Below are 16,741 nucleotides of genomic sequence, written 5' to 3'. Positions count from 1 at the left end.
ATTGCTTAAAAGGGGCAACCCGGTTACCCGCGCTTCTTAATGTTTAATGATGTACAGATTCTTATCGCGGATATTATCCAGCGGATCTTTACCGGTGTAGCCACCGACGTACGGTTTCACCAGGCGGATGTTTTTGTAGTAATAGACCGGGGCAATCGCAGAGTCGTTATCGAGAATTTTCTCGGCGCGGGCATAGACTTCAGCACGCTTGCCTTCGTCCGCCACCGTCAGCGCTTCGGCCAGCGTTTTGTCAAACTCCGCGCTCTTATAGTGCGAGGTGTTACTGCTGCTGTCCGACTGCATGATGTTCAGGAAGGTGCTCGGTTCGTTGTAGTCGGCACACCAGGCGGCACGCGCGACGTCAAAGTTGCCCTGATGGCGGGTATCGAGGAAGGTTTTCCACTCCTGGTTCTGTAGCTTAACGTTGACGCCGAGGTTCTTTTTCCAGATCGAGGCGGCGGCGATCGCCAGCTTTTTATGCAGATCGGAGGTGTTGTACAGCAGGTCGAAGGTCAGCGGTTTATCCGCCGTATAACCCGCTTCGGCCAGCAGCTTTTTCGCTTCCTCGTTACGTTTTTCCTGGGTCCAGGTGGTCCACTCCGGCGCCTGCAGCTTGATGTCGTCAATGTACGGCGGGGTGAAGCTCCAGGCCGGATCTTCATCCTGCGCCTTGACCTTCTTGACCATGATGTCGCGATCCAGGCCCAGCTTCAGCGCGGTACGCACGCGCACGTCGTTAAACGGTGGCTTCTGGTTGTTGATCTCATAGTAGTAGGTGCAGAGGTAAGGCTCGGCGCGGATCTCCTGCGGGATCTCTTTTTTCAGCTTCTGATACAGCTCAATTGGCAGGTAGTTGTAGGTCATATCGCTGCTGCCGCTGCGGTAGCGGTTGGTGTCGGTAACCTCAGACGGGATCGGCAGGAAGGTGACTTTATTCAGCACAGTGTGGGCGTTATCCCAGTACTGCGGATTGCGCTCCAGCACGATGCGCTCATTCACCACCCACTCTTTCGGTTTAAACGCGCCGTTGCCGACGAAATTAGCCGGCTGGGTCCACTTCTCACCGAACTTGTCGATCACCGGCTGATACAGCGGTGACATCGGCGGGTGGATCACCAGCTTGTCGAAGTACGGCACCGCTTCGCTCAGCGTCACTTCCAGCGTATGGTCATCCAGCGCTTTTACGCCCAGCGTATCCGGGGCAGCTTTACCATCAATAATCTGATCGACGTTCAGCAGGTGACCGTACTGCAGGTAGCTGGCGTAAGGCGAGGCGGTTTTCGGGTCGGCCAGTCGTCGCCAGCTGTAGACAAAGTCTTTCGCGGTCACCGGCTCGCCGTTTGACCATTTGGCGGTGTTGCGCAGGTGGAAAATCCACACCTTGCCGCCCTCTTTGCTCTCCCAGCTTTCGGCCACGCCCGGTGCCAGCTTGCCGCTTTCATCGGTAATCACCAGCCCTTCCAGCACGTCGCGGCTGACGTTTGACTCCGGCACGCCCTCAATTTTATGCGGATCCATCGACTGGATTTCGGCGCCGTTACCCCTGACCAGCTCCTGCTTTTCCGCCAGCTGTACTCCTGCCGGTACGACCGCCGCCTGCGCCGCCGTGCCCGCCAGCGCGGTAAGGATGCCTGCCGCAATCAGACTTTTTTTCGTGATGTTGATCATTGTCCTACTCCAGTTATGGTCATGACCCGTGAGGGCGTCGAACGGCCCCCTTAGCGGGATACTGTCTGCGGGCGACGAACGATGCCGCCCGGTGCTTCCTGTTATCGTGTTACTGCTTATTATTGTGGTACTGCTGCTATCACCCCGCCCCACGGCAACGCCCCAGGGTCAGTGTTGGGTCAGATAATAGTATTTCAGGTTGGTCAGATCGGCCGGGTCGCGGCCGGTAAAGCCGCCGACCCAGGGTTTAATCAGCCGTGCGCTGACCCGGTAGTAGACCGGCACCAGCGCAGAGTCGTTATCCAGCTGGCGTTCGGCCTGCTGGTAGATCGCCGCACGGGCGGCGTCATCGCCGGCGGTCAGCGACTGCTGCATCAGCTGGTCAAACGCCGGGCTGCGATAGAAAAAGGTGTTGCTGGACGAGTGGCTGAGCATCATGGTCAGAAAGCTGGCGGGGTCGTTATAGTCGCCGCACCAGGTGGCGCGCGCCGCGTCATACTGCCCCTGTCGCACGGTGTCCAGCGAGGTTTTCCACTCCTGGTTCTGCAGCGTGACCTCGGCGCCGAGGTTCTTTTTCCACATCGAGGCCGCCGCAATCGCCTGCTTCTGATTCACGTCGGAGGTGTTGTAAAGCAGCGAGAAGCGCAGCGGATTGGCCGCGCCGTAGCCGGCTTCCGCCAGCAGCGCACGCGCCTGCTGATTACGCTCTGCCTGGCTCAGCCCGAACCAGGCCGGCGGGCTTAGGCTGGCGCCGCGGGTGAACGGCGGCGTCAGCGAGTACGCCGGGATCTGCCCCTGGCCCATAATCCTGTTGGCGATAACGTCGCGATCCAGCGTCATCTTCACCGCCGTACGTACCCGTTGGTCGTTAAACGGTGGCCGGCCGCTGTTCAGCTGATAGAGGAAAGTGCAGAGCAGCGGATTGACGTGTACCTGGCTACCGAGATCTTTTTTCAGCTGTGCAAAGCGCTCCGGCGGCAGCGCCCCTTCGGTCATGTCGATTTCACCGCTCAGGTAGCGGTTAATGGCGCTGGATGATGAGGCGATCGGCAGAAAGGTGCCCTGCTCAATTACCGTAGTGGCGTTGTTCCAGTAGTGGGGGTTGCGGGTCACCACGATTTTTTCGTTAACCACCCACTGGCTGAGCCGGTAGGCACCATTGCCAACGTAATGCTCAGGCAGCGTCCACTTATCGCCCCACTGCTCCACGGTTTTACGGTGTACCGGGCTGAGCGCGGTGTTGGCCGCCATCGCCAGGAACCAGGGCACCGGCGCACTCAGGGTTACCTGCAGGTGGCGGTCGTCCAGCGCCTTCACCCCCAGCTCGCTGACCGGCAGCTTGCCGGCGATGACCGCGTCGGCGTTCAGCAGATGCGCGTCATGCAGCAGGCTGGCATAGGGCGAGGCGGTTTTAGGATCGCCGAGGCGCTGCCAGCTCCAGACGAAGTCGGCGGCGGTGACCGGGTCGCCGTTGCTCCATTTAGCATCGTCGCGCAGCGTAAAAGTCCAGACTTTAAACTGCTGCTGTTGCCAGCTCTCCGCCACGCCCGGCACCAGCCGCCCCTGATTGTCGGTGCCGACCAGCGACTCCAGCAGGTTAACCATCACGTTACTCTCGGGCACGCCCTGATTCTTTTGCGGGTCGAGGGTCGCCACCTCGGTGCCGTTATTGATCACCATCTGCTGTGCAGGGTTAAGCGTGACCCCGGCGGGAACCTGCGCCGCCGTCACCGGCAGCGCAGCGGACGCCAGCAGCAGCACACCGCTGCCTGCGGCACCGGCTGACAAAAACTGGTTCATTATGAATCCCTCCATCGACTTACCTCAGGCTTTGGCAGCCGAGTCCGTTGTGATACTGCACATCCGGTGCCAGTTGTTGCACCTTTTGGAAAAAACTAGCAGAGCGGAGGCCTTTTCCCTAAGACCATTTAACAAAAATGTTAACCATTTCTCTTTTATCCGCATCAACGGCAGGGCCACTCACTTATTTTTCAACAGGAAATATCGATTAACTCATTGATATAAAATATAAAAAACCTGAAAAAATGCGTTATGACCGCCAAGAGACTAAATCAAGGAGAAATTTTATTCAACATCGCTACAGAAGCGCAATACAGCGCAAAAATCATAATTGTTGTAATTAACCAGCAAAAAATGCTGGTTTTATGGATTTTAAAGGAATAACAAAAAGGTGAGAGAGATCACATGCCGCCATAACGACCTGCGATGAAAAGTCATTTTCATTAAAACAACTAATTCAGAGGTGGGTTAAATAAGAAAATCAGATAACGATCCTAAAATGGTGCAAATAATCCCTTTTATGCACCGTTATGGTGCATCAAATTCAACGCATAAAAAAAAAAGCGCATATTATGCGCCTTTTACATCTTACACAGGATAATCCGTTCAGGCTGACAGGCCGGGGAACAGCGCCTTCACCCCGGTGACGACAAACTCAATCCCCAGAGCCATTAGCAGCAAGCCCATTATGCGCGTCACCACGTTGATGCCGGTCTGCCCCAGCAGCCGCACCATTAAGGGTGCGGCGCGGAACACCAGCCAGCAGCAGAAGGCAAACAGCGCGATCGCCAGGCTGAAGCCCAGCAGGTTCTGCCAGTTGTGATAACGGCTGCTCCAGACGATGGTCGAGCTGATGGCACCCGGCCCGGCCATCAGCGGCAGCGCCAGCGGCACCACGCCGATACTTTCGCGGATCGCCGTCTCCGACTTCTCCTGTTTATTCTGTTTATCCTCCCCCAGCTTGCCGCTGATCATCGACATGGCAATGGTCACCACCAGGATGCCGCCGGCAATACGGAACGAGTCGATGGAGATACCGAATACGCGCAGAATGGCGTCGCCGAGGAACAGCGAGGTCCACAGAATGATCGCCACCGACAGGTTGGCGGTCAGGTTGGTTTTATTTCTGGCGGCAGGCGGTTGATAGCTGGTCATACTGATAAACACCGGGATGATGCCGATCGGGTTGACCAGGGCAAACAGGCCGATAAAGAATTTGATATAGACGGAGAGGTCTGAAATAGCAGGGTTCACGGCAGCTCCTGAACAAACGTAATAAAATGAGGTAACGCGCTGGCGTAAAGTATATCTGAAGCAGGGACGACACCGTCAGTTATCCTGCAATTTATTGAAATAACGCATTTTCTCACCATGCCTGCTGCTGCCAGCTCTCGGCGTGCAGCGGCCAGGCCCGCTGCACGCCGCTGACGGGTGGGCGTTATTGATCCGGATCGTTTTTTATCCATGCTGAATGGTGTCAGCTTGCACTTTTCATGATCTGCATCAGTATTTCTCCGGGTGGCAGTGACTATGCTTAGGCATCAGATAAATCTAACCTCGACACGGAATACAGGCACTGAGGAGAGCCACAAAGACGCTGTTAGTAAACCGCCCTGACGCCATTTCGCAGACCTTGTCTGAACCGAATGGCCTTTCCCTCTCTCGGGCAGCAGCCGGTTTACTAACAGAGTTTAAACTTCCATCAGGAGAGCTATTATGGCCGTTACTAATGTCGCTGAACTGAATGCGCTCGTCGCCCGGGTCAAACTGGCTCAGCAGCAGTACGCCAGCTTCACCCAGTCTCAGGTAGACCGGATTTTCCGCGCTGCCGCCCTCGCCGCCGCCGATGCGCGTATTCCGCTGGCCAAACTGGCGGTTGCCGAGTCGGGCATGGGCATCGTTGAAGATAAGGTGATCAAAAACCACTTCGCCTCAGAGTACATTTACAACGCCTACAAGGATGAACAGACCTGCGGCGTGCTGAGTAGCGATGACACCTTCGGCACCATGATTATCGCCGAGCCCGTCGGGCTGATCTGCGGCATCGTGCCAACCACCAACCCAACCTCCACCGCGATCTTTAAAGCGCTAATCAGCCTGAAAACCCGTAACGGCATCATTTTCTCCCCGCACCCGCGTGCCAAAGATGCCACCAATAAAGCCGCTGAAATTGTGCTGCGTGCCGCCGTGGCGGCCGGTGCCCCGGCGGATATTATCGGCTGGATCGATGCGCCCACCGTGGATCTCTCTAATCAGTTAATGCACCACCCGGATATCAACCTGATCCTCGCTACCGGTGGCCCGGGGATGGTGAAAGCCGCCTACAGCTCCGGTAAACCGGCCATCGGCGTCGGCGCGGGTAACACGCCGGTGGTGATTGATGAAACCGCCGATATCAAACGTGCCGTGGCGTCGATTCTGATGTCAAAAACCTTCGACAACGGCGTGATCTGCGCCTCCGAGCAGTCGGTGATCGTGGTCGGCAGCGTCTATGATGCGGTACGCGAACGTTTCGCCAGCCACGGCGGCTACCTGCTGCAGGGCGATGCGCTCAGGGCGGTGCAGGCGGTGATCCTGAAAAACGGCGCGCTGAACGCGGCGATCGTCGGCCAGTCGGCGGAGCAGATTGCTGCCTTAGCCGGTATCAGCGTGCCGGCCGGCACCAAAATTCTGATCGGTGAAGTACAGCTGATTGATGAGTCTGAACCTTTTGCCCACGAAAAACTGTCGCCGCTGCTGGCGATGTACCGGGCGAAAGACTTCAGCGATGCGGTCGGCAAAGCCGAACAGCTGGTGGCGATGGGCGGCATCGGCCACACCTCCTGCCTGTATACCGACCAGGATAACCAGCGCGAGCGCGTGGGCCTGTTCGGCGAGCGGATGAAAACGGCGCGTATCCTGATCAACACGCCAGCGTCCCAGGGTGGTATCGGCGATCTGTACAACTTCAAGCTGGCACCGTCGCTGACGCTGGGCTGTGGCTCATGGGGGGGCAACTCAATCTCTGAGAACGTTGGCCCGAAACATCTGATCAACAGAAAAACCGTGGCTAAGCGAGCAGAAAATATGTTGTGGCACAAGCTTCCTGAATCCATCTACTTCCGCCGCGGCTCCCTGCCCATCGCGCTGGATGAAGTGGCCAGCGACGGCGCAAAACGCGCGTTTATCGTTACCGACCGTTTCCTGTTTAACAACGGCTATACCGAGCAGGTAACCCGCGTGCTGAAGTCGCACGGCGTGGAAACGGACGTGTTCTTCGAAGTGGAAGCGGACCCGACGCTGACCACGGTGCGTAAAGGCGCAGAACAGATGCACGCCTTTAAGCCTGACGTGATTATCGCCCTCGGCGGCGGTTCCCCGATGGACGCGGCGAAAATCATGTGGGTCATGTACGAGCACCCGGAAACCCATTTCGAAGAGCTGGCGCTGCGCTTTATGGACATCCGTAAACGCATCTATAAATTCCCAAAAATGGGCGTGAAAGCCAAAATGGTGGCGATTGCCACTACCTCGGGCACCGGTTCTGAAGTGACGCCGTTTGCGGTGGTGACCGACGATGCCACCGGGCAGAAATACCCGCTGGCCGACTACGCGCTGACCCCGAATATGGCGATTGTCGATGCCAACCTGGTGATGGATATGCCGAAATCACTCTGTGCCTTCGGCGGTATTGATGCGGTTACCCACTCGCTGGAAGCCTACGTGTCGGTACTGGCCAACGAGTTTTCAGACGGCCAGGCGCTGCAGGCGCTGAAACTGCTGCAGGAAAACCTGCCGGCCAGCTACCGTGAAGGGGCGAAAAATCCGCAGGCCAGGGAGCGGGTGCACAATGCCGCGACCATCGCCGGCATCGCGTTTGCCAACGCCTTCCTCGGCGTCTGCCACTCGATGGCACACAAGCTGGGCTCAGAGTTCCATATTCCGCACGGCCTCTCCAACGCCCTGCTGCTGTGTAACGTCATTCGTTATAACGCCAACGATAACCCGACCAAGCAGACCGCGTTCAGCCAGTACGACCGCCCGCAGGCGCGCCGTCGTTACGCCGAGGTCGCTGACCATCTGAACCTCAGCGCACCGGGCGACCGCACCGCGCAGAAAATTGAAAAGCTGCTGGCGTGGCTGGACGAGCTGAAAGTACAGCTGGATATTCCAGCGTCGATTCGCGAGGCTGGCGTACAGGAGGCCGATTTCCTGGCGAAGGTGGATCAGCTGGCGGAAAACGCCTTTGACGACCAGTGTACCGGGGCCAATCCACGTTATCCGCTGATTGCCGAGCTGAAACAGATCCTGCTGGACAGCTATTACGGCCGCAAGTTTAGCGAAGGGGTTAAGCCTGAAGAGGCGCTGGCTGACGCTGAAAGCAACGTCAAAGCATTAAAAAAAGCGAGAAGATAATCGCGCCGTAAGCCGAATAAACCCGCCATGCGGCGGGTTTGTTTTTTTAATTCGTTAGCTGCGCTAATCAACTAAAGACCACCCTGCCGGATCGATACGCCGGTGGACGGTTGGGAATTATTCCAGAATCAGGTTTTTTTGCCGCCGAAAATGGCCTGCGTTGAACCGCCGTTCAGTGCTTCGGTATAATGTTTACGGCACACCGAAACGTAACGTTCATTCCCGCCAATTTGTACCTGCTCCCCTTCGTTAAAGGGCTTACCCTTTTCATCGAGGCGCAGCACCATGCTGGCTTTCCTGCCGCAGTGGCAAATGGTTTTCAGCTCCACCAGCTTATCTGACCAGGCCAGAAGATACTGGCTGCCGGTGAATAACTCACCGCGAAAATCTGTACGCAGGCCGTAACAAAGTACAGGTATATCCAGAATATCCACCACATCTGCCAGCGCCCTGACCTGTTCACGGGTCAGAAACTGACTTTCATCCACCAGCACGCAGTGAACCGGTTCCAGCTGATGCTGCTGACTAATTTCGTCAAATAATGCACTGCTGTTATTATAAAGCCGGGCTGGAGAAGAAAGGCCAATCCGCGAACTGACTGTCCCCACGCCGTAGCGGTTATCAATTTCTGCGGTATACACCAGCGTACGCATCCCCCTCTCCTGATAATTATAGGAAGATTGCAGTAATGCGGTGGATTTACCGGCATTCATCGCCGAGTAATAGAAATATAGCTGAGCCATCAAGCCCCACTCCGGAAGTCAACTGTAGGCCGCCAGTGTATCATGAAGCCGCGGCGAAGGTGGATGCACCACTTTTGGTTTATTGTCTGCCGGCGAGGCGCCGTGGACATCTTCCGTGCCCGCTATTTATAGTCTGTGACTATTTAGCATTGCCATAACCGGGAAAATGCCTGGAAATTAGCAGTTTTTAACTTCTTACAAAATTATCTATTGCAGTTCGCAAACGCCATCACTATTATTGCCAGGACAGAACGATCCCCATCAATATTATTAAGAGAATTGGCCCATGAGCGAAGCGCTTAAAGTATTAAACAATATCCGCACCCTGCGTGCGCAGGCAAGAGAATGCAGCCTGGAAACCCTGGAAGAGATGCTTGAGAAACTGGAAGTGGTGGTTAACGAGCGTCGTGAGGAAGACAGCCACGCCCAGGCTGAAGTTGAAGAACGCACCCGTAAACTGCAGCAGTACCGCGAAATGCTGCTGGCCGACGGTATCGACCCTAACGAATTGCTGAACAGCCTGACCGTTGCGAAAGCTCCGGGTAAAGCGAAACGTGCTGCGCGTCCGGCTAAATATCAGTACACCGAAGAGAACGGCGAAGTGAAAACCTGGACCGGCCAGGGCCGTACCCCAGCCGTGATTAAAAAAGCGATCGAAGAACAAGGTAAACAGCTGGAAGACTTCCTGCTGTAATTGGCGGTAAACCGCTCAGGGCCTGCTTATTATCCCCGTCCCGGATGGGGATTTGGTCCCATTTTTGTTTTGATTTTTATCCAGGCGCAAAAAAAGGAAGCTCAGGCTTCCTTTTTTCTATGGCATCTTTTCGGCATCAGACCCGGTAAAAATCACGGTACCAGTCGACAAAGCGTGCCACACCCTGCTCAACGTCGGTGGCGGGTTTAAATCCGATCGCCTGATACAGCGCACGGGTATCGGCGCTGGTGTCCAGCACGTCCCCCGGCTGCATCGGCAGCATATTTTTTACCGCCACGATACCGAGCGCTTTCTCCAGCGCCTGAATATAGTCCATCAGCTTCACCGGCTGACTGTTACCGATATTATAGACGCGGTAAGGTGCAGAACTGGTCGCCGGGCTGCCGCTCTCTACCGTCCAGTTATTATCCGCTGCGGGAATAACGTCCTGCAGGCGCATAATCGCCTCGGCAATATCATCGATATAGGTAAAGTCGCGCTGCATTTCGCCGTTGTTATAGACGTCGATAGCATCGCCCGCCAGCATCGCTCGGGTAAATTTGAACAGCGCCATATCCGGACGTCCCCACGGGCCGTAAACGGTAAAAAAGCGCAGCCCGGTGGTCGGAATAGCATACAGATGGGAATAGGTGTGCGCCATCAGCTCATTGGCTTTTTTGGTCGCAGCATACAGCGAGACCGGATGGTCTACGGTGTCGTCGGTAGAGAACGGCAGCTTGCGGTTCAGGCCATACACCGAGCTGGAGGAGGCGTACAGCAGGTGTTCAACGCGCTGATGACGGCAGCCTTCCAGGATATTAAGGTGCCCGATCAGATTAGCGTCAGCATAGGCCAGCGGATTCTCCAGCGAATAACGCACCCCGGCCTGGGCAGCCAGGTGGATAACGCGCTGAGGAGCGTGGGTACGAAACAGCGCCGCAATGCCCTCACGGTCGGCAAGGTCGGCTTTAATAAAGATGAAGTCGGGACAGTCGGCGATCAATGCCAGGCGTGCGGTCTTCAGATTAACGTCGTAATAGTCGTTCAGGTTGTCGAGACCGACAACCTGGTGACCGGCGGCAAGCAGACGTTGCGTGACGTGAAAGCCAATAAAACCTGCTGCGCCGGTGACCAGATATTTCATACTCGCCTCAAATATTATGCAATGTTCAGAGATGCTCCGCGGCCGATTGCATAATAAACGAAGCCGCGCTTGCTGATTCTTTCCGGATCATACAGGTTACGACCGTCAAAAATCACGGCTTCTTTCAGTGAATTTTTAATCACGTCAAAGTCCGGAGCGCGGAAGTTCTGCCATTCGGTGCAGATCACCAGGCCATCTGCGCCCTGCAGCGCCGCTTCTTTGGTGCCCATCAGCTTCAGATCGTCACGGTGGCCGTAGACGCGCTGGGCTTCATCCATAGCTTCCGGATCGAACGCCTGCACCGTAGCACCCGCCTGCCACAGCGCTTCCATCAGCACGCGGCTGGAGGCTTCACGCATGTCATCGGTATTCGGCTTAAATGACAGCCCCCACAGCGCAAAGGTTTTGCCCTGCAGATTGTCACCGAAATGATGCTTGATAAAGGTCGGCAGTTTGTTCTTCTGCGCGTCGTTGACGTCTTCCACGGCCTGCAGCAGACGCGGCGTGTAGCCGATCTGCTCTGCGGTGCGGATCAGCGCCTGCACGTCTTTCGGGAAGCAGGATCCACCGTAGCCGCAGCCAGGATAGATAAACGAGTAGCCGATGCGTGAGTCAGAACCGATGCCCTGACGCACTTTTTCGATATCTGCCCCCAGCCGTTCGGCCAGGTTGGAGATTTCGTTCATAAAGCTGATTTTGGTCGCCAGCATGCAGTTCGCGGCGTACTTGGTCAGCTCGGCGCTGCGGATATCCATCAGGATCATGCGATCGTGATTACGGTTAAACGGCTCATACAGCTCGCGTAACAACTCAACGACGTCGTCATTGTCCGTACCGATGACGATGCGCTCAGGACGCATGCAGTCGCTGACGGCGGCACCTTCTTTCAGGAACTCAGGGTTAGACACCACGTCAAAGGTCAGATTCTGACCACGCGCCTGCAGCGTTTCTTCCATCACCTTGCGCACGCGGTCAGCGGTGCCGACCGGCACGGTCGACTTATCCAGCACCACTTTGTGGTCCTGCATATGCTGCGCAATGGTACGGGCGACGGCGGTAACGTACTTCAGGTCCGCAGAGCCGTCTTCATCAGGAGGCGTGCCCACGGCGATAAACTGCATCACGCCGTGGTTAACGCCCTCTTCAGCGTTAGTGGAAAACCTGAGGCGACCGGCCTCATAGTTTTGCATAACCAGCGGCGTCAACCCTGGTTCAAAAATTGGAATGATCCCTTTCTTCAGATTCTCGACCTTGTTAGCGTCGACATCGATACAAAGAACGTCATGGCCGACTTCGGCTAAAACCGCAGCCTGAACCAGACCGACATAGCCGATACCAAATACGGTGACTTTCATTGAGTTGTCCCGGTTAAAATGAAACTTACTTTTTAATGCCGACGGCGCTTTCCAGCCACGCCTTGAAATCATCGCCCAGCGTGCTGTGACGAACGCCGTACTCGACGAAGGCCTGCATGTAGCCCAGCTTGTTTCCGCAGTCGTGACTGACGCCTTTCAGGTGATAGGCTTCGACGGTCTGTTTTTCCATCAGCATGGCGATGGAGTCGGTCAGCTGGATCTCATCACCGGCGCCCGGAGGGGTTTTCGCCAGCAGCGGCCAGATATCGGCAGAGAGAATGTAACGCCCGACGACCGCCAGGTTAGAGGGAGCCTGATCGGCTTTCGGTTTTTCAACCACGCCAACCATCGGTGCGCTCTGGCCCGCCTGCAGCTCAGCGCCCTGGCAGTCGACCACGCCGTAAGCGGTCACGTCCGCAACCGGCTCAACCATAATCTGGCTGTGGCCCGTCTCATCGAAACGCTTCATCATGTCGGCCAGGTTATCTTTGGTCAGATCGGATTCGTACTCATCCAGGATCACGTCCGGCAGGATCACCGCAAACGGCTCGTTGCCAACCACCGGCTGGGCACACATCACCGCGTGGCCAAGGCCTTTGGCCAGACCCTGACGCACCTGCATGATGGTCACGTGCGGTGGGCAGATTGACTGGATCTCTTCCAGCAGCTGACGTTTAACGCGCTTTTCCAGCATCGCTTCCAGCTCGAAGCTGGTATCGAAGTGGTTTTCGATCGAGTTTTTAGACGAGTGGGTAACCAGAACAATTTCGTTGATACCGGCTGCGATGCACTCGTTAACCACGTACTGGATTAACGGCTTGTCCACCAGAGGCAACATCTCTTTCGGGATAGCTTTGGTAGCAGGCAACATACGCGTTCCCAAACCAGCAACCGGGATAACCGCTTTTTTTACTTTAGACTTATAGGCAGACATCAAAATACCTCTCGTTAGGCCGTTCAAGTTATTGCTTGATCTGTCTGGTTAAAAACGAAATGAGTATACCAGCCAAATTCACGCGGATTTATCCTGGATATTCATTTGTGCATAAATTAGGACTTTTACCCAATTGTAAAGGTTATCTTAGGCGCTGTCTGCCCGCGGCGCGACAAATGGCGGCGAACCGCCTACTCCGTAGACAACATCAGCCGCAACCGCCCGCCGGCGCCCCATACCTGGCACTGCCAGCCGTCACAGCGCTGGCTGATCTGGTTAAGGTGGGTGCTGCCCAGCGTGCCCAGCGGCACGCCGTTGCTGAGCTGGATCTGGTGATTGGGAATGGTCAGCGTGGCGTTCAGGCCGGCGGAAACGAGGATCAGATTGCGCAGTTCGCGGTGATAATAGCCGACCAGCAGCGGGAACTGTCCCTGCAGATTAGCCTGCCGCAACAGCAGGTTGACCTGCCTTAACAGCGTATTCAGCTGCGGCAACCGCTGCGACATCCCCGACAGCTGTTCGTGTAGCAGGCTGTTAAACAGCGCGCGCAGTAGCAGCGCGGCCAGCACGCCGTTATCCCCGGCCCGGGTGACGTCAAGGCAGTAAAATGCCAGATCGCGTTCGGACAGCGCGGCCACGTCAAGCACCAGCCCCGGCTGCTCGGCCATGGTCAGCTGACGGTAATTAACGCGACAGCTGGCGAGGGTCTGCTGCACCGGCGGCTGCAGCTGTTGCAGCAGCTTAGCCGCCGCCTGGGGATCGCTGACCAGCGCGTCCCAGTCCTGGAACAGCTGCTCCTCTTCTTCAACCTGCGAGGTAAACATCGACGGATAGAGGCACTCGAACACCGCTTCCCGCAGGCGAGCCAGATCTTTCAGCGGTTTCAGCAGCACGTCCTGCACGCCCAGCCGTAAAACTTTGGCGATATCAGCCATATTTTCGGTGGCCGAGATCACCAGAATCGGTAAAGTATTGCCGGAGCTGCGCAGATGCTCGACCAGCGCCATACCGTTCATACGCGGCATCGCCAGGTCGCAAATCATCAGATCCGGCACGGTATGGTTCAGGCTTTCCAGCGCCTGCAAGCCGTCTTCAGCCAGGCTGGTAACCGCACCCAGCGCCACAAGAAAATTATCCAGCAGGGTGCGGAAAACGGCTTCGTCCTCGACGATCAGAATGCGTTTCCCACTTAACGGTTTTTCCATTGCTCCCCCCGGCATAACAGATACCTATATAGTGGTTCAAAAATTGACATTGTGCCTGTCAGAATTGGCCTAAGTAACAGTCTCATTTGACCACGTTATTGTCTGTCACGAATCAGAGGTAACAGTTCATCCAGTTTTTTCTCCACCGCCAGACGCCCGGCCTCTATGGCTTCGTCCGCGCGGTGGAAGTCCAGCGTCGAGATTTGCGGGCAGAACGGCTGCAGCTGAACGTCCGGCGGATCGCCGGCCATACGGCTACGTTTCAGACGGTTCTCAAGGATCTGGATCGAGGTCGACATGATCTCCATCGCACCCGGCGACTGCACGCTGCGGCGCTGGGTCATGCGGCCCAGCTGCTGACGGAGCCGGCCGCCCCAGCTGCTCGCCTGTGGCGTATCGTCGGGCTGCGGCGTCACCGAGAACAGATCCTGCTGCATCAGGTGCGCGTCGTGCTGCAGATCCACCGCAATGACTATGTCGGCCCCCAGCGCCCGGGTCAGCGACACCGGCACCGGGTTAACCACCGCGCCATCCACCAGCCAGTAGCCGTTCCAGCTGACCGGAGCCAGCAGCCCCGGCATACTGCAGGAAGCGCGAACCGCCTGATGCAGGTCGCCTTCGGTCAGCCACAGCTCGCGGCCGGTACTGAGGTTAGTCGTCACCGCACCAAACGGCAATGCGCAGCCGGCAATTTGATCTTCCGCGATCAGCCGGCGCACGTGGCTGAACACCCGCTCGCCGCGCAGCAGGCCGCCGCGCTGCCAGGAGAAGTCCATCAGCCTTAGCACCTGCCAGTAGCTGAAGGAGCGCACCCATTTTTCCAGTGGTTTCAGCCGGTGGCAGGCATACGCCGCCCCGACCAGCGCGCCAACCGAGCAGCCGGCGACGACGTCAATGCGGATGCCGGCGCGTTCCAGCGCGTGGATCACCCCGATATGTGACCAGCCCTTGGCCGCGCCCGCGCCCAGCGCCAGTCCGATTTTTATCTGTCGCATTCCACCCCTGGTCTTACATAACAAAAATGACATCACCGCATTGCGTCAGTTACCATGCGCCATCCACTTTTACGACCCATATCACCGGAGTCAACCGTGTCTGAACCTTGTCCATGCGGGAGCGGATCGCAGTATAACCTATGTTGCGAGCCGTATCTAAACGGGACGTCCCATCCCGCGACGCCTGAAGCGCTGATGCGCTCGCGCTACAGCGCCTATGTCAGGCAGCAGACGGGCTACCTGGTGGCCAGCTGGCACCCCAGCTGTAACGCCGCCCGTTTCGCCGACAGTATCGAAGAGAGCTACGCGCAGACGCGCTGGCTGGGTTTGCGGGTGATTGAAACCGCCCTGCAGCCCGGCGGCAACGAGGGCTACGTGACGTTCTGCGCGCAATTCCTCGAAAAAGAAGATAAACGCTTTATATATGAACGTTCACGCTTCCTTCGTGAGGATCAACGCTGGTACTATATCGACGGCGTGTTCCCGCCGGTCGGCCGCAACGACCGCTGCCCGTGCGGTTCCGGCAGTAAATATAAGAAGTGCTGTGGTCAGTCTTGACCCCTGATTTCCCTTTTGTATCGACAGGATTACCATCGCAATGCAAGCGCAAACCATGCAACGAAAAGTACTACGCACCATCTGCCCGGATGCTAAAGGGCTGATCGCCAAGATCACCAATATCTGTTACAAGCACGAACTGAACATTGTGCAGAACAATGAATTCGTCGACCACCGCACCGGGCGCTTCTTTATGCGCACCGAGCTGGAAGGCATCTTTAACGACAGCACCCTGCTGGCCGATCTCGACAGCGCCCTGCCGGTCGGTTCCGTACGTGAGCTGCAGCCTGCCGGCCGCCGCCGCATCGTGATTCTGGTGACCAAAGAGGCGCACTGCCTCGGCGACCTGCTGATGAAAAGCGCCTACGGCGGGCTCGACGTGGAGATCGCTGCGGTGATCGGCAACCACGAAACGCTGCGCACGCTGGTCGAACGTTTTGATATTCCGTTCGTGCTGGTCAGTCACGAAGGTCTGACCCGGGACGATCACGACACCAGAATGGCCGCAGAGATTGACCGCTATCAGCCGGACTACGTGGTGCTGGCAAAATATATGCGCGTGCTGACGCCGGGCTTCGTGCAGCGTTATCCGAACCAGATCATCAATATTCACCACTCGTTCCTGCCGGCGTTTATCGGTGCGCGTCCGTATCACCAGGCATATGAGCGCGGCGTGAAGATTATCGGTGCCACCGCGCACTACGTGAATGACAATCTGGATGAAGGCCCGATCATCATGCAGGACGTGATCCACGTCGATCACACCTACACCGCCGAAGATATGATGCGCGCCGGTCGTGACGTGGAGAAAAACGCCCTCAGCCGTGCGCTGTACCAGGTACTGGCGCAGCGGGTGTTTGTCTACGGTAACCGCACCATTATTCTGTAAGCCACATGATGCTGTTTTGGCTGACAAAACAGCATCATGTGCAAAAATCCTGCAAACGGATTCATTTATGCAAATCGGGGCTTTACAGCGTCATCGCATTTGATATGATGCGCCCCGCTTAACACGCACAGCAGCAAGGCCAGTAGTGGTGGGGTTCCCGAGCGGCCAAAGGGAGCAGACTGTAAATCTGCCGTCATCGACTTCGAAGGTTCGAATCCTTCCCCCACCACCATCTTCTTCACCTGACCAGCGGCTGAAGATGGCTTCTCAGATTTATCGCCCGGGCCGGGTTGATAAGACGCTTAAGTCCTGACGGACAGCAGGCACTGATACCGCTGTTGCTGAGTTAACACGCTTCCCC

13 protein-coding genes and 1 tRNA gene are annotated in these 16,741 nt (G+C 56.6%); 5 read left to right on the top strand and 9 right to left on the bottom strand.

The genetic code is table 11. From position 1 onward, the window contains the following. Positions 1-36: 36 nt before the first annotated feature. From oppA to NV64_RS08580, 3 genes are all read right to left on the bottom strand, one after another. Positions 37-1,668, bottom strand: a complete 1,632-nt coding sequence (gene oppA / locus NV64_RS08590) for an oligopeptide ABC transporter substrate-binding protein OppA (protein WP_056242170.1) — start codon at positions 1,666-1,668, stop codon at positions 37-39. Positions 1,669-1,836: 168 nt separating this feature from the next. After that, the gene (locus NV64_RS08585) at positions 1,837-3,468 is read right to left on the bottom strand and encodes an ABC transporter substrate-binding protein (RefSeq protein ID WP_101505736.1); all 1,632 of its coding nucleotides are present in this window, start codon (positions 3,466-3,468) and stop codon (positions 1,837-1,839) included. A 606-nt stretch (positions 3,469-4,074) separates the two neighbouring features. Continuing rightward, positions 4,075-4,722, bottom strand: a complete 648-nt coding sequence (locus NV64_RS08580) for a YchE family NAAT transporter (protein ID WP_056242164.1) — start codon at positions 4,720-4,722, stop codon at positions 4,075-4,077. A gap of 462 nt (positions 4,723-5,184) precedes the next feature. On the opposite strand from NV64_RS08580, the gene adhE reads away from it, so the two are divergent. Then, positions 5,185-7,863: a bifunctional acetaldehyde-CoA/alcohol dehydrogenase gene (gene adhE / locus NV64_RS08575; RefSeq protein WP_101505735.1), complete on the top strand. Its 2,679-nt coding sequence runs from the start codon at positions 5,185-5,187 to the stop codon at positions 7,861-7,863. 128 nt (positions 7,864-7,991) lie between these two features. Here adhE and tdk read toward each other — a convergent pair whose 3' ends face one another. Continuing rightward, complete coding sequence (gene tdk, locus NV64_RS08570) at positions 7,992-8,606, bottom strand: thymidine kinase (RefSeq protein ID WP_056242158.1); 615 nt, start codon at positions 8,604-8,606, stop codon at positions 7,992-7,994. Between the two features lie 286 nt (positions 8,607-8,892). Here tdk and hns point away from each other — a divergent pair, with 286 nt between their 5' ends. Then, the gene (gene hns, locus NV64_RS08565; protein ID WP_056242155.1) at positions 8,893-9,300 is read left to right on the top strand and encodes a histone-like nucleoid-structuring protein H-NS; all 408 of its coding nucleotides are present in this window, start codon (positions 8,893-8,895) and stop codon (positions 9,298-9,300) included. 136 nt (positions 9,301-9,436) lie between these two features. On the opposite strand, the gene NV64_RS08560 is transcribed toward hns, so the two are convergent. The 5 genes from NV64_RS08560 to rssA form a co-directional block, all read right to left on the bottom strand. Then, positions 9,437-10,444, bottom strand: a complete 1,008-nt coding sequence (locus tag NV64_RS08560) for an NAD-dependent epimerase (RefSeq protein WP_056242153.1) — start codon at positions 10,442-10,444, stop codon at positions 9,437-9,439. 14 nt (positions 10,445-10,458) lie between these two features. Continuing rightward, on the bottom strand, positions 10,459-11,799 hold the full coding sequence (locus NV64_RS08555; RefSeq protein ID WP_056242150.1) for a UDP-glucose/GDP-mannose dehydrogenase family protein: 1,341 nt from the start codon (positions 11,797-11,799) through the stop codon (positions 10,459-10,461). A 25-nt stretch (positions 11,800-11,824) separates the two neighbouring features. Further along, the gene (gene galU, locus NV64_RS08550; protein ID WP_056242148.1) at positions 11,825-12,733 is read right to left on the bottom strand and encodes a UTP--glucose-1-phosphate uridylyltransferase GalU; all 909 of its coding nucleotides are present in this window, start codon (positions 12,731-12,733) and stop codon (positions 11,825-11,827) included. A gap of 191 nt (positions 12,734-12,924) precedes the next feature. Beyond that, a complete protein-coding gene (gene rssB / locus NV64_RS08545) occupies positions 12,925-13,938 on the bottom strand; it encodes a two-component system response regulator RssB (protein ID WP_056242145.1) in 1,014 nt (337 codons plus the stop codon). Between the two features lie 95 nt (positions 13,939-14,033). Beyond that, positions 14,034-14,933 (bottom strand): patatin-like phospholipase RssA, encoded by a 900-nt coding sequence (gene rssA / locus NV64_RS08540; RefSeq protein ID WP_056242141.1) that lies wholly within the window; start codon positions 14,931-14,933, stop codon positions 14,034-14,036. A 96-nt stretch (positions 14,934-15,029) separates the two neighbouring features. Here rssA and NV64_RS08535 point away from each other — a divergent pair, with 96 nt between their 5' ends. The 3 genes from NV64_RS08535 to NV64_RS08525 all read left to right on the top strand — a co-directional run bounded on the left by NV64_RS08535 (position 15,030) and on the right by NV64_RS08525 (position 16,612). After that, positions 15,030-15,491 carry a YchJ family protein gene (locus NV64_RS08535; RefSeq protein ID WP_056242138.1) on the top strand — a complete coding sequence of 154 codons (462 nt, stop codon included), beginning with the start codon at positions 15,030-15,032 and terminating at the stop codon, positions 15,489-15,491. Positions 15,492-15,531: 40 nt separating this feature from the next. Further along, positions 15,532-16,380 carry a formyltetrahydrofolate deformylase gene (purU, locus tag NV64_RS08530; RefSeq protein ID WP_056242134.1) on the top strand — a complete coding sequence of 283 codons (849 nt, stop codon included), beginning with the start codon at positions 15,532-15,534 and terminating at the stop codon, positions 16,378-16,380. A 147-nt stretch (positions 16,381-16,527) separates the two neighbouring features. Beyond that, positions 16,528-16,612, top strand: a tRNA-Tyr gene (locus NV64_RS08525). Positions 16,613-16,741 lie beyond the last annotated feature (129 nt).

It is taken from the genome of Erwinia sp. B116 (assembly GCF_002865965.1).
In the GTDB taxonomy this organism is placed as follows: domain Bacteria; phylum Pseudomonadota; class Gammaproteobacteria; order Enterobacterales; family Enterobacteriaceae; genus Erwinia.
The sequence above is the reverse complement of the archived record's forward strand: the minus strand, read 5'-3'. Positions and strand labels throughout refer to the sequence as shown.